Annotated in this window: 19 protein-coding genes; 4 read left to right on the forward strand and 15 right to left on the reverse strand. The window is 36.8% G+C overall.

The annotated features are described in order from the left end of the window. Nucleotides 1–139 precede the first annotated feature (139 nt). The 3 genes from DRF59_RS12685 to DRF59_RS12695 all read right to left on the reverse strand — a co-directional run bounded on the left by DRF59_RS12685 (nt 140) and on the right by DRF59_RS12695 (nt 2,854). Nucleotides 140–1,387, reverse strand: a complete 1,248-nt coding sequence (locus DRF59_RS12685; RefSeq protein ID WP_123873686.1) for a hypothetical protein — start codon at nt 1,385–1,387, stop codon at nt 140–142. 178 nt (nt 1,388–1,565) lie between these two features. Next, nucleotides 1,566–2,540, reverse strand: coding sequence for a hypothetical protein (locus tag DRF59_RS12690; RefSeq protein WP_115960539.1), 975 nt, complete (start codon nt 2,538–2,540; stop codon nt 1,566–1,568). Next, nucleotides 2,537–2,854 (reverse strand): hypothetical protein, encoded by a 318-nt coding sequence (locus tag DRF59_RS12695; RefSeq protein ID WP_115960542.1) that lies wholly within the window; start codon nt 2,852–2,854, stop codon nt 2,537–2,539. The genes DRF59_RS12690 and DRF59_RS12695 overlap by 4 nt, the downstream gene beginning before the upstream one ends. A 203-nt stretch (nt 2,855–3,057) precedes the next feature. On the opposite strand from DRF59_RS12695, the gene DRF59_RS12700 reads away from it, so the two are divergent. Then, nucleotides 3,058–3,543 (forward strand): hypothetical protein, encoded by a 486-nt coding sequence (locus DRF59_RS12700; protein ID WP_115960545.1) that lies wholly within the window; start codon nt 3,058–3,060, stop codon nt 3,541–3,543. A 266-nt stretch (nt 3,544–3,809) separates the two neighbouring features. Here the strand turns inward: DRF59_RS12700 and DRF59_RS12705 are convergent, their stop codons facing one another. The 5 genes from DRF59_RS12705 to DRF59_RS12730 all read right to left on the reverse strand — a co-directional run bounded on the left by DRF59_RS12705 (nt 3,810) and on the right by DRF59_RS12730 (nt 8,143). Then, on the reverse strand, nt 3,810–4,184 hold the full coding sequence (locus DRF59_RS12705; RefSeq protein ID WP_115960548.1) for a hypothetical protein: 375 nt from the start codon (nt 4,182–4,184) through the stop codon (nt 3,810–3,812). A 519-nt stretch (nt 4,185–4,703) separates the two neighbouring features. Continuing rightward, on the reverse strand, nt 4,704–5,117 hold the full coding sequence (locus DRF59_RS12710; RefSeq protein WP_115960551.1) for a hypothetical protein: 414 nt from the start codon (nt 5,115–5,117) through the stop codon (nt 4,704–4,706). A gap of 2 nt (nt 5,118–5,119) precedes the next feature. Continuing rightward, complete coding sequence (locus DRF59_RS12715) at nt 5,120–5,374, reverse strand: hypothetical protein (RefSeq protein ID WP_123873687.1); 255 nt, start codon at nt 5,372–5,374, stop codon at nt 5,120–5,122. 982 nt (nt 5,375–6,356) lie between these two features. Then, on the reverse strand, nt 6,357–7,265 hold the full coding sequence (gene murI / locus DRF59_RS12725; RefSeq protein ID WP_115960560.1) for a glutamate racemase: 909 nt from the start codon (nt 7,263–7,265) through the stop codon (nt 6,357–6,359). A 158-nt stretch (nt 7,266–7,423) separates the two neighbouring features. After that, the gene (locus DRF59_RS12730; protein WP_115960563.1) at nt 7,424–8,143 is read right to left on the reverse strand and encodes a DUF6796 family protein; all 720 of its coding nucleotides are present in this window, start codon (nt 8,141–8,143) and stop codon (nt 7,424–7,426) included. A gap of 195 nt (nt 8,144–8,338) precedes the next feature. Here DRF59_RS12730 and DRF59_RS12735 point away from each other — a divergent pair, with 195 nt between their 5' ends. Continuing rightward, nucleotides 8,339–9,331 (forward strand): helix-turn-helix transcriptional regulator, encoded by a 993-nt coding sequence (locus DRF59_RS12735; RefSeq protein WP_115960566.1) that lies wholly within the window; start codon nt 8,339–8,341, stop codon nt 9,329–9,331. 43 nt (nt 9,332–9,374) lie between these two features. On the opposite strand, the gene DRF59_RS12740 is transcribed toward DRF59_RS12735, so the two are convergent. Further along, nucleotides 9,375–10,223 (reverse strand): lysylphosphatidylglycerol synthase transmembrane domain-containing protein, encoded by an 849-nt coding sequence (locus DRF59_RS12740; RefSeq protein ID WP_167456675.1) that lies wholly within the window; start codon nt 10,221–10,223, stop codon nt 9,375–9,377. Beyond that, nucleotides 10,204–11,175: a glycosyltransferase family 2 protein gene (locus tag DRF59_RS12745; protein ID WP_115960572.1), complete on the reverse strand. Its 972-nt coding sequence runs from the start codon at nt 11,173–11,175 to the stop codon at nt 10,204–10,206. Before DRF59_RS12745 ends, DRF59_RS12740 begins: the two co-directional genes overlap by 20 nt. An 86-nt stretch (nt 11,176–11,261) precedes the next feature. Here DRF59_RS12745 and DRF59_RS12750 point away from each other — a divergent pair, with 86 nt between their 5' ends. Then, nucleotides 11,262–12,881, forward strand: coding sequence for an ArnT family glycosyltransferase (locus DRF59_RS12750; RefSeq protein WP_157967456.1), 1,620 nt, complete (start codon nt 11,262–11,264; stop codon nt 12,879–12,881). Between the two features lie 106 nt (nt 12,882–12,987). Here DRF59_RS12750 and DRF59_RS12755 read toward each other — a convergent pair whose 3' ends face one another. Together DRF59_RS12755 and DRF59_RS12760 are read right to left on the reverse strand one after the other, a co-directional pair. Beyond that, complete coding sequence (locus DRF59_RS12755; protein WP_115960578.1) at nt 12,988–14,496, reverse strand: amidohydrolase family protein; 1,509 nt, start codon at nt 14,494–14,496, stop codon at nt 12,988–12,990. 303 nt (nt 14,497–14,799) lie between these two features. Continuing rightward, nucleotides 14,800–15,636: a cyanophycinase gene (locus DRF59_RS12760; RefSeq protein ID WP_115960581.1), complete on the reverse strand. Its 837-nt coding sequence runs from the start codon at nt 15,634–15,636 to the stop codon at nt 14,800–14,802. 283 nt (nt 15,637–15,919) lie between these two features. On the opposite strand from DRF59_RS12760, the gene DRF59_RS12770 reads away from it, so the two are divergent. Continuing rightward, a complete protein-coding gene (locus DRF59_RS12770; RefSeq protein WP_115960587.1) occupies nt 15,920–16,345 on the forward strand; it encodes a hypothetical protein in 426 nt (141 codons plus the stop codon). 8 nt (nt 16,346–16,353) lie between these two features. On the opposite strand, the gene DRF59_RS12775 is transcribed toward DRF59_RS12770, so the two are convergent. From DRF59_RS12775 to DRF59_RS12785, 3 genes are all read right to left on the reverse strand, one after another. Then, nucleotides 16,354–17,118: a hypothetical protein gene (locus DRF59_RS12775; RefSeq protein ID WP_115960590.1), complete on the reverse strand. Its 765-nt coding sequence runs from the start codon at nt 17,116–17,118 to the stop codon at nt 16,354–16,356. 124 nt (nt 17,119–17,242) lie between these two features. Further along, nucleotides 17,243–18,646: a retropepsin-like aspartic protease gene (locus DRF59_RS12780; protein ID WP_115960593.1), complete on the reverse strand. Its 1,404-nt coding sequence runs from the start codon at nt 18,644–18,646 to the stop codon at nt 17,243–17,245. Nucleotides 18,647–18,741: 95 nt separating this feature from the next. Beyond that, the gene (locus DRF59_RS12785) at nt 18,742–19,866 is read right to left on the reverse strand and encodes an acyltransferase family protein (protein WP_115960596.1); all 1,125 of its coding nucleotides are present in this window, start codon (nt 19,864–19,866) and stop codon (nt 18,742–18,744) included. Between the last annotated feature and the right edge of the window lie 154 nt (nt 19,867–20,020).

Consider the following 20,020-nt stretch of genomic DNA (forward strand, 5'->3'; position numbering starts at 1 on the left):
TGGTCCCCGAAGCTTCCGGACCTGGAGCATGTGAAATTTATTTTTCCTTTGGGTGATTGCAGGAATTCATCAATAAAAACAAAAAGCATCATTCAAACAATGATGCTTCTTTATTTCTCAGGCTGCTACTCTATTTCAACTATTCATACTTAGAAAAATCAACGGCAAATATACAACGGTTCACCTGGCTGCCATTCTGAGCCCCGGCATTGGGTTCATATTCCGTGAGACTCCATAAATATCCGTAAGTGGCTTCATAATAGAGGGATTCCGCACCATACGGCCAACGGTAACGTACCGTATCATCAGCTCCATCGGTATACCGTGCCAGCCTTGCATTGGACCCATAAGAATTGCTTGGCGACCCGGTACAGGAAAGCCATGTCCTGTTTCCTTTCCGGAATACCCCCTGGATACCATGGGCATGGTTATCCGCAAAAAGGCTGTTTTTAGGCGCTACAGTAACAATCCCTGAATTCTGCATCATTCCGCTGGCATCCACAGGAAAGCCAAATACTTTAGGTACAATGGATGCATCAGCACTGCCGGCATAGTACTGACCCGTCCAGAGCTGTGTCCCTTCCTCATTAACCTGTATGGTGGAAAAAGGGCTGGCATTATTGATCTGCTGATATCCCGTCTGAGGCAATATATACCGGTAATTGAAGGCATATAAATTCCCGCTGGCATCTTTACCACATTTGCCACTGGTAGTGTCACCTGTGCTTACTTCAATAATTTTATCCAGATCAAATATCCTGACACCCAGGTTTGTACTGCTGAGGTAAATCTTCCCTTTAAAATAGGCAATCCCACCGGCATGCACTTTCAGTGGAGCGTAAGTACCATATTGGGTATAGGTAGTGGTACCAGTCGGAATATTCGGCTGCACCAGCAGGATATGCCGGTAGGTAAGGTAAGTAGCTGAACCTGGACTGATATCAATCAGCGTAATGCGGGAACCTTTAAATTCAGCATCATCTTTTGCATACCAGCTCACCAGCAGGTAACGCACCCCATTCCTGGTAAATCCTGCAATACCCTGCGGACGCCAGATGGATGTGGTTTCATCATCCGTATTCCAACGGATCCCCCTTACCCTGTTTTCTTCCGGGATATTGAATCCGTAGACCTCAGTATAAGAATTTCCGCCAATCGCCTGCCGGTTTTTATTGACCTGCGCAGGATTTAAAAAGCTGAAGCCAGAGCTGATATACGTACTGGTATCCACATAAGCATTAACGCTTACCTCTTCAGCCGTTCTGCCTGTATTAAGTTTTGAAGGACGTTCTTCCTCCGCTGAAACAGAAGCAATGTCATTATTCTGACATCCGGTGCCCGCTACCGTAAGCATGAGCATCCACACAAGTAATTGTTTTCGAATCATAGTTAGTTTTCAGGGGTGTAACAAGGTTGAATACATTTTGATAATTTGTCAATCGCCCACGAAACTATCGGATTCCATTTTTATTCAGATCACCTTAACATTAAATCTGTATTAAATTTATGCATTACACTTCCCTATCAGCCATCTTAACAAAGGCTCAACACCTCATGACTGCTGATCAGAAGTTGAGTAAATTGAACGTAGAGGTTAAGCCAATACTCAATCTTTTGCCAAAGCTGTCCCCACTGTCTTTAACATTAAAAATATCATTACCCTGAACCACAATTCCCAAAACAGGATTCCTGACCCCGGAAACTTTATCCTGCTTCGTTAAAAAAACGATTCCACCCACATTAGAGACCGGTTTTTCTTTTCCCATATTGTTTGCATAATAGACCGTAAAACCAATCTTGAACCTGTCTTTATTCTCTTCTTCTTCGGAAGTAAGATAGGTGTAGGCCAGCCTCAGGGGTATGGTATTGTATTCCCTGTACTCACCGGTTTTGGCATTCAGCTTACTACCGGCCTCTCTCTGACCACTGAAATCCGGACTATTCATTAAGGTAAAATCTTTTATCTCAATATCATCCAGATCATCATAATTACTGGTATTGCTGAACCCGACGATAGAGGTTACAAGATGTTTTCCTTTAAACAGCATATTATAATTAAAGGTTACAGAATGGCCTTTAAAGGTAAATTTATCTATCTGCTGGTCATAGGGATTTACCGGTTTATATAATACGTGTTTCTTCAGGGCAAATTCATATTCAACGGAATAAAAATCAAAAAAGGAACTGGTACTGTTCATCGACTTATCCGAGAAAAGCCCTAACTGATTAAATCCTAATTTATAATTGGAATTAACATTAAAATCACCCCCGGAAAATAGTTTGGACACTCCTCCGGACGGTTTTCCCTTCACCGTAAAAGTAAAGTATTCTGAAGGCAGAACACGGGTCTTATTTTTTAATGCTAAAATAGCCTTCAGCTGTAAACTTTCATCTGATGTATTGACATTTCCCAATAAAATATCATGGGTAACATTCATATTATTATTCACAATTTCCACTCCGTCTGAGGTCTGTAACAAAGACTGGGAACTGATATGGGATCCCCATAACAAAACAATAAAAAAAGCGATCTTTTTCATGACTCAAGCAGTGTTTTTATGTTATACGATATGGTTCCTATCCCATTGCTTATTTTACAGGATATATTTTTAACCGTTTTCTGATCAATCCTGATTTCGAGATCTGCTTTTGCCCCGTTTATTCCCCTGGCTATAAGAACAAAATTAATATCATGATCGGTAGGAAAATCCGGCAGACTTCTCTGTAAATACAATTGCCCGTCCGCTGTTTTTCCTTTTCCCCATAATCCTACCGGATGCCCTTCAACCGTAACCTGGCAATCAAAAATGCTTCCCCAGATCAGGATTTTTAAATCAATGTTGTGTGTTTTCATCGTGTCATTTGTTTTGGTTTACTCAAATTTACACCGCATGTGTTTGCGGGGAAATAACACAAAAGGGTACTATTTATGCCCGTGAATTTTACTTTTTGTCATTTTAAAAAGGTTATTTCCGGAATTTCCAATACATTGTCAGCCTGGAATACTGAGGGTATCCTCTTTTTAAGTATTTTTACATCACAATACAATAATAACATATGAAAAGACTCATAGTTGCAGGAATCATTACCCTGGGGGGATTTCTAACAGCAAAAGCACAGTGTAAAAGCGTCTCCGCATTAGCAGAAAATTTTGATACCTGGAAAGACATCAATAAATGCTGGACAGCCAACTCAGGAAAAGCCATGCTCTATGCCAGCGACAAAAGAATTATATTTTACTCCATGTACAGCCCCGGAGAAAATATGTATTTAGTGACTCCCAAAATTGTACCCGGAACCTACACCCTCAGCCTTGATATTTCAGACAACGGAGGTGAAACTACACTGGAAGTCTTTTCAGCAGCCAGCCCTTCTGATGCAAAATCATTTGTTACCATCGCCAAACCTTCCAAAATAACAGGAGAGAAAAAAACATTTACCATTTCTGTAAAAAAAGAAACCCATTTAGGTATAAAAGTCTTACTGAATATCGTGCATCAGGCTGTTTACCTGGATAATTTTTCATTGAACCCAAAAAAATAGATCGTTTTAATTGAGTGATGTGACTGGATTCTGTTTATTCTGTTACAAAAAATACTGATGATTATAAATGTAAAAACCACTGCTATTGGGCAATGGTAATACTCTTCTTGCATCAGCGAAATTGTTAGTTGTTCCATGACTCAATCCATTGCCCCGCTGTTTTCGTAAACTATTTAGCTTTTCCATCATTTATTACTAAAAATATAAAAATTCAAGATTCTTATTAAACATAAAAGCCACTGAATCAGCAGTGGCTTTTATTATTACTAAAAAGAAACTTCTCGAATCTCTTTTTGTTCTAAATTATCGTAAAAATAAATGGTAAAATTTTCTATTTTTATCAAGTCAATTATCTGATACATATCTGATATTAAAATAATTTCTAAAGTAGAAGTATTTATTTTAGCTAAATAAAATCCTGAGTCAAACCATCTTCTTTTAAAACAAGGGATATAAATAAATCCATTGTTATATAGTAATGGCCCACCAAACACTTCTTTTTTTATAATGTTTCCATCAATGGACAGCTTACCAACCTCAGGGCATCCTTGACAAATTTCATATGTGTTTAAATACAAAACTTCTTTTCCGTTTGGGAGCTTTATATTAACGTTAAAACTTAATGGGTTTTCTAATTTCATTGATCTTATCTGATATCATTTTAGTTGCTGCTTTTGCTACACTATTACTTCCTCACACGCACAACAACACTCTTATTTATGTATAATTATATAAATATATTGTTATAAGAATATATGCTAAAAAATTAACAAATACATAAAAAAAACTTAAATGCTTTCTTTTCAATATTATTACCGATAAAATAAAATGCAATAAAATGATAATAGAATAGAAAACCCAAATTTTATATTGATGTTTTTCACTATTATTTGCATAGCCTAATAAAAAACAGGAAAAATACCAAACAATAATGAAGATTAGCATTAGTAGCATATCAACAAAAATATATTTAAGTATTGATTTCATATTAATATTTATTGAATAACTGTAACTGTTATATTATACTTTTTCTTCATTTCTTGAATAAAATTATTAATTACCTGTTTACTACTCCCAACTTTCATAAAGGCTGATATTTTCCTGTATATGATTGCCTGAAAAACATCCGGGCAAGACACTCGCGCAAGAGAAAGGGTAGACTATGGTAATATAAGTCTATATTTATTTTGGTTTTTCAAACGATAAACATATATTTTATTTGTACTCTTTGTTGAATCAAGTTCAATCTTTATAGGAGTTTTTTTAACATAATCAATTCCGTCATCATATTCTACTGCTTTTTTCATTGGAAAAGACATGGTAAAGATATATTCATCTTTTTTATTTAGTTCATTATTTCCTTTTACATCAATTCCAATATTTTTTAAATCATAATCAGATATAATATATCCAAAACTCTCATGAAAATATGATTTTTTAAAAAGAGAATCGTTAAAAATTTTAAAATTACATTCACCTACAAATTCAGTCTCTACTTTTTTTTCTTTATTAATGAAATAGAAAATTAAAAGAACAACAAATAATAAAGTTATTACTAAAGTTAGCTTTTTCATATTTAATAATTATGTTTAGGTACAGTAAAATGTGTTTTTGGAGCATTCGGATTACTACTTTGTTTACCATTTTGAAAGTATTGCCAAACTCCGCCATAATACCACTGAGTAGTTGCCTGACCCGAACCATTAAAATTTACCTTCTTGTTTGTGCCTCTAACATATCCAACATCAGTATCCCTGCTAAACCCTCTTGCTAATGTTGTACCTTCAGTCATTGGAGCAGCATCAGGATTATTAGAATTACAAGTATTCAAAAATAATATTCCTTTTGAAATATCTGCTTTTGGATCCGGTAAATCTGAAATTTTTTTTCCTGGTGTTTGAGAACTATTAGTTTTTCCAATACAATATATTCCTCGTCTCTTATTTATAAGTTATGATTCTGTAAACTTTATCCAGATAGTTCTGTAAAAAAATAAAGTAAATAAAATAGTACTAATGATAAAATTAGCAATCGCATCTGTATTAATTATATTTTTTTTACTATAAACAAAAAGAATATATTCAATGATAAAGCAAGCAAAAATTACACTCAACCATATTTTTTTCTTTTTTAGAGAATAATAAATTGGAAGAGAGAAAAATACTATATCAAGAATTGGAAATACTAAAACTATCCATAGATAATAAAACAAATCTTTTCCATTTTTTATATGGAAAACACCCTTTAACATTGTAAAATCATTGTTTATTATCATTAAGAAAAAATAGAATATTATACATTTTGTAAACAAAAAGATGCATATATTTAAGAATGTAGGTTTTAACATATTAATTTCTTTTATAAATCGTGATGGATAATAAGAAAAATCTCGTATTGGTTGCCCTCCTGTTCTTCCTTCTCCCATTGTTGGAGGAGAATAACCTTTGATAAGAGCCGTATGGTTCCTACAAAAGAAGGTGCTTATAACCTCTAATTGTCAGGAACACTCTATAATTTATAAATGATATCCTATTAATCTTCTTTTGTTTTTTCTAACTCAGGATCTTCTGCATTTCTTATATCTTTAATTCCTTTGCCCATCTGTAGCTGCAACAATAATAACTTCTGCTGTTTTTTCTCCTGTTATTTTCCCTGCTGTCCTAACTATTCCATAAATACCAAATTTCATAGAATTAGCACACTAACATCATAATCACTTAGGTGTAATTGTTAATTGCTTTTTTTATTCCATCAATAGGATGGACTATGAAATCTCCAATCCTTGAATGTTGTGACAAAACCTTCTTTTGGTTCTAACGTTGAAGCTTCAGGTCCTGTACAACGCTAATATGCTTTGCCTTTACCGGCTGTCCGAAAAACATTCTGGCTTTAATTTCGAAATCCCCGGCATCACCTGTAGTATAAAACACAGATTCTTCGTTTCTTGAACAACAGGACTCAAGCCCGGTATGCCGGTTCAGGTATTCTTTTAAACTCCGGGCAACTAAAGGTCCCTGAGAAATAATTCTGATATGACCGGGAACAAACTTCTTAATAACAGGCAATAATAAAGGATAATGGGTACATGCCAGCACAATAGCATCAATCTGTTCTGACTGCTGCAGCAGTGCTTCTATATCTTTTTGTACCTGGTAACCGGTCTCTGCGGTATTGATTTCCCCGCTCTCTACCAATGATGCCCAACGAGGGCAGGCGTGCTGGTATACCGTAATTTCAGGATTAAACTTATTGATTTCAATGGTATAGGATTCGGACTTTACTGTTCCGGTAGTAGCCAGGATGCCTATTGAATGAGTTTCTGTATAACGATGTACAATTTCGGTAGTGGGCCTGATGACCCCGAGCACTTTTTTTCCCGGAGGAAGATCATTTTGCTGGATTGTCCGTAAAGCCCTGGCCGAAGCAGTATTGCAGGCCAGTATGACCAGATTGCAACCCAGTTCGAAAAGCTTGAATACACATTCCCGGGTATAATTGTACACCGTTTCGAATGATTGTGTGCCATAAGGAGCACGGGCATTGTCTCCTAAATAAATATAATCATATTGAGGGAGCAGCTGCCGGATCTCCTTAAATACGGAGAGACCGCCATAGCCGGAATCAAAAATACCGATAGGGCCGGGCTTAAGTTCTGCTAAAGATCGGATTTCCTCTTCTGTTACAGTATTTTCAGCGATTTCTTTACTTCCGGTTGCTGCCATATTGCTGTTGCCTGTTCAATTAGTTTTCAGACACTACAAATATAACCTGTTTGAAGAAAAAAACCTGCATTTATTCTGCATACAGCTGTGAGGGATATATTTTACCACTTAACAACAGTACCTCAGGTATTTTAAGGTACTGTTGTAATACTGATGAATCATATCGTATTGATCAGTTTTTTTCTGAAAAAGATCAGTAATGAACTGAAAAAGATCAGATAAGCAATATTAAATACCGCTCCGCCTACCCATCCTGAATAAGGAAGCGGCAGGAGATCTTTTACAGGAATTATAAGTAAGGTCAGGACAAAGGGGGTAAAGAAAGCCATCCACCATGGAAGCAGGGTTTTATTCAGAACAATACATACGGCAAACGAAATCCAGCCTATTGCCAGAACTCCAATAGCCGATCCCCACGCAATATTCAGCATTTTCATAAAGCTCTTCCCTGTTTCCAAAAGATAAGGATGCGAAACAGGATCTGTATGATAAACTGCTTTATAGATCTCTCCTACATAAAAAAATACGGCATGGCCTAAAGGAGATAAGACCGCACCTGTCAGCAAAACCCAATACACAAAAACAGCATATTTTTTTTCCTTATCTTTAAAAAACTGATATACCAGCCAGGTAGCAGGAAGCAGCAGCGGAGCGGTAAGGGCCCCGATCAAAGCCCCAAACATCAATCTCGGAGTAGATCCTTCAAGCATCAGGGTGGCAAGCTCAATATCTGCCTGGTCTGCATACGTTTGTGAAAATAACGGATAATCAGCAGGGTCCGGATCAAATCCGGCCACAAAAATGTCTCCGGCAAGCCAGCATACAGATACTGTTATTGCTGCAACAAAAGACCATTTTACTTGGTTTGAATAGTTCATAATTTCTAATAATTTATTTTGGTTTTACATTTTGGACCCAATCTCTGTATTATGAGATTACACAAGTGTTATTAAGAATCATTCTAAATAATTACTATATTTGTTGCAAAAATAACCTGCAAAACCTGTTTACAAGGTATATAAGAAGGAATAAAAAGTCCGCAAAAAGGAATTTCTAATCAAAAAAGAAAACACATGATTGTAAGTCTGCACAATGGAAGCACCAAACAGATATTCATTGAAAAAGAGTATCCCGACACTTATTTTAACAATAATGATAAGATCATGGAATGCGTTACCGATCTTAAGTCTCCTTATGGAAGCGGGAAGTATCATGAGATCTGTTTTAAAAATGTTCATATTGGCTTTGGTACCGTAGCCCTTCGTAACAAAGTGCTGCTGCATCTTGAAAGTGATTCCGACAGCGTAGAGATGCATTTTACCCTTAAAGGGAAGACTACGGCTGTTTCCGGGAACTTCCACAAAACAGTGCATTTTGACAATGCCCAGCATAATATAATCTATGCTCATCAGATGTGCGGAAGCATGGAGTTTGAAGGTCCTGAAATGCAGTTTCTGGAAATCAACCTGTCCCCTCATTTTTTCAAAAGATTTCTTCCTGATCATTCAGAAATATTCAATACATTCAGAAATTCAATCGAGAAACAGCGCTCCTGTCTGATCCATCCGGAACATCACCGCATCAGCTTTGAAATGTACCGGATTTTAAATGATATTATAAATTGCAGCAGAACAGGAATTTTTAAAAAAATATTTCTTGAAGCCAAAATTATAGAGCTCCTCCTGCTGCAGCTTGAGCAGTTTTTTAAGAATGAGCGCCCAAAGCCATTCCTTTCTGGAAAAGATCAGGATAAAATATATGCCGTACGGGATTATCTGGTTCAAAATATTGACCAGTACCGATCTTTAACTGACCTTGCCCATCAGGTAGGAACCAATGAATTTACCTTAAAAAAAGGCTTCAAGGAAATCTTCGGGACCACCGTATTTAATTTCTGGAATACCATCAAAATGGAACAGGCAAAGAAAATGCTTTTACATACAGATCTTAATATCAGTGAAATTTCAGAGCTGACGGGATACAAAAACCCAAGGCATTTCTCAGCGGCATTTAAAAGACAATATCATGTTATTCCCAGTAAATTTAAAAATAACCGGCTGACTTAACCTATTATATTAATTATGGAATGTATGTATTGGATCATTGACTTTATATGCTACACTCTTTTACATCATTCTTTCCGAACATGAACAATAAACCCAAAATAGAAAAAAAAGCAGTAACAGCCGTAAACAGTAAGGAAGTCGAAACCGAAACTGATACATGGAAATCAAAATATTTCGATGCCTGAAGAAACAGAAACTCCCTTATTCCTATACCTGCAAAGGAAAGTAAACTTAACACTGAACTTCCTAAAAAGATAATAAGATAAATGGTGAAATTTCCGCTGACATCCAGACTTTCCAATAAAAAAAGAAAGCAAATACTCTGCAGCCCCTGGATTAAAACTGAAATAAAAAGTGTCTTTAAGAGAATCGGCTGATACACTGGAAATAATTTTTTAATGATCAGAAACACCAGCAGGACTCCTGCCAAAATAAATATAATGGCTCCGGGAATCCATTGAACAGGGATCAGAAACATAATAAAGATGAGCATTAAAACACCTATAGCCAGTAAACCGTTCAGACGGTCATTGAAGATAGATGAAGTAAGTTGCCTTGCATTCCAGCTGAATTTTTGATTAAGGATGTAAATCTTATAAGCATCCCCTCCTATTCCCCCGGGGATAAAAAAATTATAGAACATTCCCAGAAAGTACAGCTTTACATTATTTTTAAAATCCAGGTCAAAATTATTGGCCTTTAAATAAAATTCCAGCCTTTTGGCAGACAGCACCTGTGAAACCAGAAAAAAGACTGCTCCGGCAATAACATACCCAACATTGACCCCAGACCAGGTTTTTGCAATATCATGAAATGGTATTTTCCTGAAAACAAAATACAGAAGAGCAACACTGACCAAAACTTTCAGAATATTAACACATATTTTCCGCATGCTCTTTTTTCTTTCTGAAGCTGGTGATCTTTCTGATACTGAAGGGTCGTTTACTTTGAGACTCATAATAGGTTTTCATTAACATATCAATGATAATTCCTGTTGTAAAAAACTGGATACCAATAAATACCAGAGGAATTCCTAAAGCCAGCAATGGTCTCCCCCCAATATCATGCCCCATTACTTTTTCTATTAAAAGATATCCGTTAATAAACATTCCTATCGTAAAAGCAATCAATCCTATATTCCCGAACAGATAGATCGGCTTGCTAAGATATTTCTGGTTAAATAAAATTAGAAGCAGATCATTAATAACTTTAAAAGTCCGGTTGATCTTATATTTGGAAACCCCGGATTGCCTTGCGTGATGCCTGACAGGTATTTCCGCTATACGGGCACCGTTCAGATGTGCCATAAGGCTGATAAAACGATGATTCTCACCATATAGGTTCAGATCTTTTGCTGTTTCATACCTGAACACTTTCAAGGCACAGCCCTGATCTGAAATATCAAGCTTTGTTGTACTTTTAATAATAAAATTTGCTATTCCGGAAGGGACCGTCTTGAGCAGGGAATCCTGGCGGTTCTGGCGTTTTCCGACCACCAGATCATAGTTTCCTTCTTCAAGTAAACCGATCATAGCCGGAATATCAGCCGGATCATTCTGGAGATCCCCGTCCAATGTGATAATATAATCTCCCGAGGCGTAGTCGAATCCGGCCATCATTGCAGAACTCTGGCCGTAGTTTCTTTTCAGCTGGATCAAAACTACATCAGGATCATTTTTCTCTGTAATTTCCCTGACAGTCCTGTCCCTGGAATTATCATCAATAAGAATAAGCTCATAATGAAAACCGTTCATCGTTTCCCGGATCCGGTCTATTATGAGTGCAGCATTCCCCTCTTCGTTATACATAGGGACAACCAAAGAGTAAAATTTGTTATAATCCATTATTATTTGTTTAACAGATTTTATTTAAATTTGCTTTGCGGGCTTTAGTAAAATTATCAAAAAAAAGATCCTTCAAGATGAACAAAATGTTACTATTACCGCCTCCTCAATTACGTTTTCTTTACATTGGGTTTTCTATAGTATATCTCTCAGGCCTGTTTATTCCGCTTATGGAAAATGACGCTGCCCAACATGCTTCTATGGCTATGAGAATGACTTTAAACCATGACTTTTTTAATATCTATAAGGGAGATGACCCATACCTTGATAAGCCTCACCTGCATTTCTGGCTGGCTGCTATTTCAATGAAGATTTTCGGAATCAACCATATCGCCTACCGGATCCCTGCTCTTTTGGCATTACTCCTGGGAGCTTTTTCTACCCGGAAACTGACGGACCTGCTGTACAATAATGAAAACATGGGACATATAGCTTCCCTTATTTTCCTTTCAGCCCAAACCATTATTCTTTCTGCTCATGATGTAAGAACAGATGCCGTTCTTACAGGCTTTATTATTTTTTCCATCTGGCAGTTTGTAAAGTTCGTTAAAACTCAAAATAACCTGAGTATACTTCTTGCAGGACTGGGAGCTGCCCTGGCCTTCTCTTCAAAGGGATTGATGGCTGTAGTGATCATAGGATTCTGTATTTTTTCCTATTTGTTGTACTCCGGAAAGTGGAAGCAGTTTTTCAATGTAAGAATTATTTGGGGAGTGATCAGTTTTGCTGCCGGAATCTTTCCGGTTTTATATGCTTACCATCAGCAATTTGGAGCAGAAGGAATACGATTTATTTTATTTAACCAAAGTATGAACCGGCTTACAGCAAGCGGCTTTAAAGAGACAAGCCCGGATTACCTGTTCTTTTTTCATACGCTCTTATGGGCATTTTTACCATTCTCCCTGGCTTTTTATTTTGGAGTTGCCGGGAAAACAGCCTTTTTTATAAAGAATAAATTCAGAAAAATACAAGGAGTTGAATTCTTAACTTTGGGAGGATTCTGGCTGGTGATGCTCCTTTTTTCAGCCTCAAAATTTAAGCTGCCCCATTACCTGAACGGATTAATTCCTATTCTCTCTATCCTTACAGCATCTTACCTGTTCAATATCTATAAAAAAAACAGGATCGGAGAATTAAGAATTCTCTATATTATTCAGCTGGTGGTAATCTTTGCAGCCATTCCTGGTTTAGGTTTACTGACCTGGTACTTTACCGGAATAGAAAATATTCTTTTTTTTATTTTATTTTCAGCGGTTTACCTTTATCTACTGATCAGGATTTTCAGCAAAGAAAATATGTTCAGCAAATATGTTTTTATTTCGTTGGTATTTTCAATAGCGGTCAATATTTACCTGAATACCCAGTTCTATCCGGTTCTTACCCGGTACCAGGGAAGCCTCCGGATGGCGGAATATGTCAACAAAAAAAATATTGATAAATCCAGAATCTTTATGCTGAATGGTTACGAAGCCTGGGCATTTGATTTCTATACCCGCCGGAATACTCCGAGAATTAATGAAAATACACTGCAAAAAGGGGATTACCTTGTCATTTATGATGAACATTTAGCTGGTCTTAAAAGAAAATATACCTTAATTGACAAAGAGAATCATTACCGGATTACCAGGCTTTCAGTAAAGTTTCTAAATCCCGGTACCCGCTCAGCACAATATGAAAAAATATCCCTGATCAGAATTATGGAATAAAACATTTCCTTTTGCTCCCTGGACATGATACAATAAAAACAGCATCATTGCTTTAATGATGCTGTTTTTTGTACAGACATGAGTCTTTATTTTTCCGGAGTATTTATTAATTTAATTCCCGGTTTGTTTTTCTGATAAAGTCATCCCATTGCCTGTTCAGATAAGCAACAGCCTCTCTTTTTTTGTTTTCATTAAGGGAAGAATAGTTAACCGAATTAAAAACAAGTTTTTTTAATGCTTTTACATCCAGTTCCCAATACACAAAAGCAACCCAGAAGTCATAGCTGAGACCTTCATATCCATATACTGACGGGTCATCACTGTTGATAGAACATTGCACACCATTACTTAATAAGACTCTTGCAGGATGATTCCTCATATCACTCACATAGCCCAGGATCTGGTTGCTGACCGGGCTTACTTCTACCAACTTATCCTGTTTTTTTATCAGCTCCATTGCTTTTGGAAAATAAACCAGATTCAGTCCGTGCCCGATTCTTTGATTATTCAGTAAAGCAAGATCCAGTACATTTTTATTAAAAACAGAATTGCTTTCTCCGGCGTGTAGAAAAAGAGGCATTTCTACCCCGTATTTTTTAGCAAGTCCATTTAGTTTTGTCCAGCTTTCCTGGAAAGAATAGATGCTGTTTCCGGCAGCCTCATCTGCAACCAGGTCAAAGCCAGAGATCATATCCGGAAATTCCTTTTTAAGTTTAAAAGCAATATCAAGTTGCTTATCTATATTTTGCGGATCAAAAAATTTAAAGCTTGAATAGATTAATTGCAAACTAAACCGGGGATCTGTCTTGTGTACTTCTTTCAGGACATCCTGCAAATCTGTAATGGAGGTCTTCAACGGGTATTTTCCATGCTGAAAATCGTACAGTTCGTCAAAGATAAACCTGATTTCCACGTGCTGTACTTTATCTTTTACCAGATCCTGAAAACCTTTCAGATAGTATTCCTTAAAAAAAGGACGATAAGGCAGCAATAAGCTGATCCGTTTAAAACGTTTCTCAAATTCAATCCAATAATCTGTGTAATTACAAAGACGATCTCTTTTTAGTGTCAGAAGCTCCTGTAATTTCTTCTCAAAATCAGGATTGGAGACCAGTTTCTGATCAAGACTGACAAATCCTTCGGGAACTTTCCCTTTTTCAAAAAAAGCCAGCTGGCCAAAAATAAACTGGTCATGATCCTCATGATCATAGACATAGCATTCTTTATATTTTCTTGCTGCTGTAATCAGCCATTTTATATCGGTTACTCCTCCACTGTGTGTATGCAGTAAACCTCCTTTAGGCATCTCTTGAATCACACTGAACAATTTACTGCTTTCTATCAGTGGCTTAATTTCATTAAAAGAGCTGTTAAATAAAGAAATCTTCTGTTTTTCAGTATCTGTAAGCAACTGTTTCCTTAATTGAAATAATTTTTGATCCAATATCTTCTCAGATTCAGACAATTGGATATCAGCATCAAAAGCAAGCAATTCATTTTCGTGTTCCAATAATTTCCAGCTCTGCTGGTAACCGGACTGGCCGGCAACTCTGCTTTGAGATCCAAATAGAGGAAATCCTAAAAGCAAAATGTAGGTAAAATATTTTTTCATCATAATCTCTGGCAATCGGTGAATACTCAACCATTAAAAAAATACTTTACTGAACAGGAGGCCTGTATCAATAAAGTTACTTCAAAATTATAACTAATTTTCTGGAAATGGAATTAAATCAGGAAAAACAAGTTATAAAAAAATAATAATGAAGAGATTGTGTGCCCCTATAACAAAATCACCATTAAACTTAATTGTTGAGCATATCCGTATTAAACCAGTCGGATGGAAGCCGGAAAATAAAAAAGATTCCGAGAATTTTTCTTTTTCATTATTGAAGTTAATATCATCTACAACACCGCTAAATTATTGCCCTTTAAATGTCCCTTTCTTAAGATCAATCTTACAGTTATCCGTCAGGATATGGATTTTAAGATTTTCGGCATAGACAGGAGTCCCTTTCTTTACAGTTTTGACATTGGTCTGAGCTATATTTTCCGCATTGACAAGCCATACCATACCTGAACCTTTGCAGATTGCATGTCTACCCTCTTCGATCAATAATGCTGTGTCTTCACCCAACCCGATTCCCCAACATTCAGGATGTAAAATCGCGGCATGTGCAAGTCTTCCAAATCTTGCCCTGTGAACAAAATGAGTATCTACAATACAATTATCCATAAAACCCAACCCCGGAGCCAGCTCTATATCATTTTCCAGAATAGCTTCTCCGTTTATGGCTTCAAGAATTACTATTTCAGGCATACACATAGCTCCGGCACTTGTTCCTGCAATCGTAAAACCTTCTTCATTGATGTATTTATCGATCAGCAGATCTTTTAAAACCGAGTGTTTCAGGATATCACATATCTTTTCCTGATCTCCTCCGGTAAAAAAAATACTTTTTGCAGCCTTAATCCTTTTTAACTGGTAATCAGAATGCTCCCTGTCATCACAAATATCAAGGAAATCAAAATTCGAGTAACCTATTTCTGAAAATGTTTTTCCATACATTTCATGCATGCTTTCAGGTTCGCTGGTTGCTGCTGTAATCACCTCAATACGGTCATCCTTTGACTGAGCTAAGAGCTTCAGGATCTCATGAGGTGAGAAATTACAGTTTTTCTTTTCCATTTCTCTGTTCTCATCATCATCTCTGTCTTCTTTACCTCCGATTATTAATAAGCGTCCTTTGGGATTCATAATATATTCTTTAAATTAATACATAGCCTGCTTTAAGCAATAATTTATAATCATTCCTTAATACTTTGGATATCCGTATCTGCACCTCTTATAATTAACAATCTGCCTTTTGGGATCATCGTCTCATGGGGTTCAGGATATTTATAATTCAAACTTAGACAATACGACTCCTGATTCTTATGATGCTGATCACATTCATTTAGTTTGAAATCTGATATAACCTGAGCCATAAGAAAACTCAGCTTAATAATGTATCTTTATCTTATGATAAAACAGAGGAATAATGAGTACAGTAACAACAAGCAGGTTCAAAAGGCTTCTCGGAACCTGGAACACATCAGGTAAAATCATCACTAAAGAAGGGAACATGGAACTCCGGGGTACAGACTCCTATGAATGGATACTTGACGGAAATTTCATTCTACATAAAGCCCATGTTATGATGGGTGACGAAAAAGGGGAAACCCATGAGATCATTATACCAGACAGTATACCCGATACAGCACAAATGCAATATTTTAATTCGAAAGGGGAACATGGAATCATGCGCGGAGAATTAACTGAAAATACATTTATAATCAGAGGGGAAGGAATCATATTTGAAGGCATCATCAACGAGGATGATACCCAAATCACAGGGCATTGGTATCTTCAGTCAGAACATGATACCCGTGAGCTATTTATTGAATTAAAATTAGAGAAACGATGAAAGAACCTTTAATTCGGGAAAAAACTCAGATCAGCACGGTAGATCATTGTTTCACTCACAACAGAACGGATGGCTTTACTTTTTAAGCTCTTTTCAAATTCAGCAACTTTCCTGTTAAGATCTTCGCTTATTGCATATTCTCCCCAATTATCAAAACCAAGCATCAGGATGACCTGGCTGGTATCTCCGCCGTCAATCACCTGATAAGTTTTAAAGAACCTGATCTGTTTTGAAGTATAATAATCTTTGAGTTTTTCACTTACTTTAACAGCCTGTTCAGGATCGTCTGTTGTAAGGGTGACCCATCTGGCTAACCTGGCTTTCATTTCATTGTTACTGCTGGCCCCTGGAACACCCGCTACTTTAAAAATAGCCTGTACATCAGCAAAAGGGAAAACATGCAATTTGTTATCTGCCATATCATCTGAAGGCTTTACGGCTTTATCAAAATCGGACCAGCTATGATCAAAAGTAGCATCTGCAAATTGTCCGTACCGGGGTCCTGAAATAAAAAACCAGCCATACCACCCCCATTGGTCTCCATTGGTTTTATGCCAGTTAAGATGTTGCTTATAACCTTCTTCAAAACTCTGCAGCTGCCCATCTTTGGCTTTCCATATCGCAAATTGTCCGATATTGGAACCCTGGCCATAGGTACAATGGGTAAAGAAAATCAAACCAAAAACTAATAACCTGTAAAGAGGAGTCATTCTCTGCAGATATTTAAAACATGCTGAATCTTTAAAAAGAATGGTCTTTTGTCTATTTTTCATACTCTATTATGATATTATGTTTAATTGGTGTTTCCGGTATCTGTGCGGTCAAGAGGAAACTACAGCAGATAACAGTTTAATATTATTTAAATGTTTGCGATTTGTTTTTCTTCCTATGATAACTTTAATCGAATTTGATAAACATATGATCAAAGTTCAGGGTCATTTTTTGGAACTGGCGAATAACATCCTGTCCAATATTCCCATACACCGTTTCTTTATTTATTTTTGTTTTCAGCAGACTTATATTTTTAAGCGGTACCTGCTTATCCAGAATATGGAAGGTGTGGTTCACTTTAAATCCTTCATGCTCAACTTTTCCGCCTGCCCCTCCCATACTGATCTTAACCGGCTGGTATTTCTTATCAATCTCCTTTTTATTTTCCAGATAGAAAGGCTCATAAAGAATGGTGTGATCTGCCCCGGTGTCAAAATTAAAATGCTTACCATCAATCAAAACAAGAGGAGTAAGCCCGTCAATAGCCATATTTGATGAAGCCTTTATTTGCGTTTCAGTCCCGGGAACAATAAAATAATCGTCCTGTGTGAGCTGTACTTCATTTAGTGCCTCGATCACCGGAAACCCCAGAATACCATTGATCTGATAACTGATCTGCGGAAAACTGAGCGCATTATCCGCAAAAACCAGAAATACGGCATTCTCCACGATAATATTACCCAAAACCAGTTTTTTGCAGACGGCGAGGTCTGCTTTAACAGAAATCCCGGTAATAGCATCAACATCAATTCCGGCTGGAATAATCTTCATTTTTAAACGTTTCGCAGCAGAGGCTGAAATTGTGGAAATATTGGCTCCCGTATCAAAAATAAAATTCATAATATCCTCTCCTACCCCGATTTTCAGGTTTTTTAATCCTGCTGCATCTTTTTCCATTTTAAGACGTGTACCTCCGTTCATCATTACTTTCTGCCGAGGTTCATTTTCAAGGGCAGTCCATATTTTAAGGTTATTCCTCAGATCCTTTTTCTCCTCTTCCGTAAGCAAAGTATTATAGTGATCAAGGGTTTCCTGCACGGCCTTTTTAGCTCCGGCATAATCATATTGCTTCATACAGTTATCTTCTCTGATATGTGATATTTTAAGCCTGAGTGAATCCGGAAGTCTGGTTTTTGCACCCTCAAGCTGTAAAATTTTCTGATTGGATTCTTCAGGTTTGTTAAACGCATTATCTAGAATCGCTTCTGTAAAATACTGGTATTCCGGTGATAATTTTGTACCGGGCTGATGATAGATTCTGTAGGCTTCAAAAAAATTCTTCTGCTTCACCTGGCTGTAAATATTGTTAAATGTGGAATCCGAAGCCTGGCTGAAACCCGTGGCGGATATCAGGAGCATGGCAGAAGTCATTGCTGTTCTTATCATTTTCACCGTTCCAAACGGTTGCCTTTTTACTGTCTTTTGAACTTTAACACCGGTATTCATCATAGTCATACTGTTAATTATTTGAATGGTAGCAATTCGTGTTGCTAATTTATCAAATCCTGTCTTGCCCTGCGATATAATCATCAAAAAAATGATAATTTATGGTATTATGTACAAAATCATGTAATCATGTGAATATATTTTAATGGTTACTACAATAAATAAAACATCAAAATTTTTTATATTTTTCTGTTGTTTCTGTATAAAAGATTATCCTTAAGTTTAGAAAACGGTTTTTCAATTATAATTCTGTAAACCAGACCTCCTGCAATGCAAGACAGCAGGCAAATAAACAGACTTATATTGCCCGACGTTTCCATTCCCAAGTACTCCATTCCAACCTGTACCATATGAATAATTCCCTTATGGGAAAGATAAACCGCGTAAGACAGAACGGCCAGCTGCGCAGTGAAATAGGAACGGTAACGGGAAAGGAATGAGGAGGATGAAACAGCAGACAGCACAATAAATCCATAACTGAAAGCCACCAGGGTAAATCCGAATACCGATGCTCTTTCTGTAGCCGGATCATTACAGATTCCAAATGAAATTCCTAACAGCAGTATTCCCAAAAAGAAAATCCGGTTTCCATAGCGATGAACATTTTTTTTAAACCATGACGAGTATTGCATCAGGTAACCTGCCAGCACACCAATACCCAATCCATCCAGTCTGGTATAGGTAGGATAATAGATTTTCATATACCATAATTTCCAGAATTCCAGAGAATTATCATTCCCTGATATCAGAAATTCATTCCATACTATCCAGCGGATTCCGCTTGAAAAAATAACTAGGAGCAAAATGAGACCCGGCAGGTGTTTAAGCCTTCTTATCTGTTTTAAAAACAAAAGAAATAGAGGAAGAAAAAGATAAAACTGTTCTTCTATACACAATGACCATGCATGTGAAAAAGTTCCCTCATCAATAACATTCAATCCAAAATTCTGGGTAAACGTAATAAATTTCCATAAAGGAGGTAATGCCTCCCGTTCACGGAAAAAAGGAAATGTAAAGTAAAGAAACAGCGTAAAGGCATAAGGGGGAATGATCCTGAAGAACCGTTTGATATAAAAAAACCTCAGGTTTATCTGTCCTTTTTTCTCCGTTTCTTTAAACAACTGGCCTGATATTAAATAACCGCTTAAAACAAAAAACAGGTCAACTCCCGTCCAACCAAATTTCCCTGCATTTTCAAGCCATAACGGATGCTTAAACATGCGATAATGATACATTAAAACCAAAATAATGGCCAGAGATCTTAAGTGATCCAAACCGTGAAGTCTTTCTGAATGTTCTGTCATTTTATTTTTGTTGCAAATATTGACGGAAAACCAGATCCCTTTTTGAATATAATCCATACGGCATGAAATGCAGTACCAATGATGAAACAGGTCACCGGCCTGTCATATCATGTGATTCATCATTATTTTACAGGCTTTGACATTATATTCACCC

The organism is Chryseobacterium flavum (assembly GCF_003385595.1).
GTDB classification, from domain to species: domain Bacteria; phylum Bacteroidota; class Bacteroidia; order Flavobacteriales; family Weeksellaceae; genus Chryseobacterium; species Chryseobacterium flavum.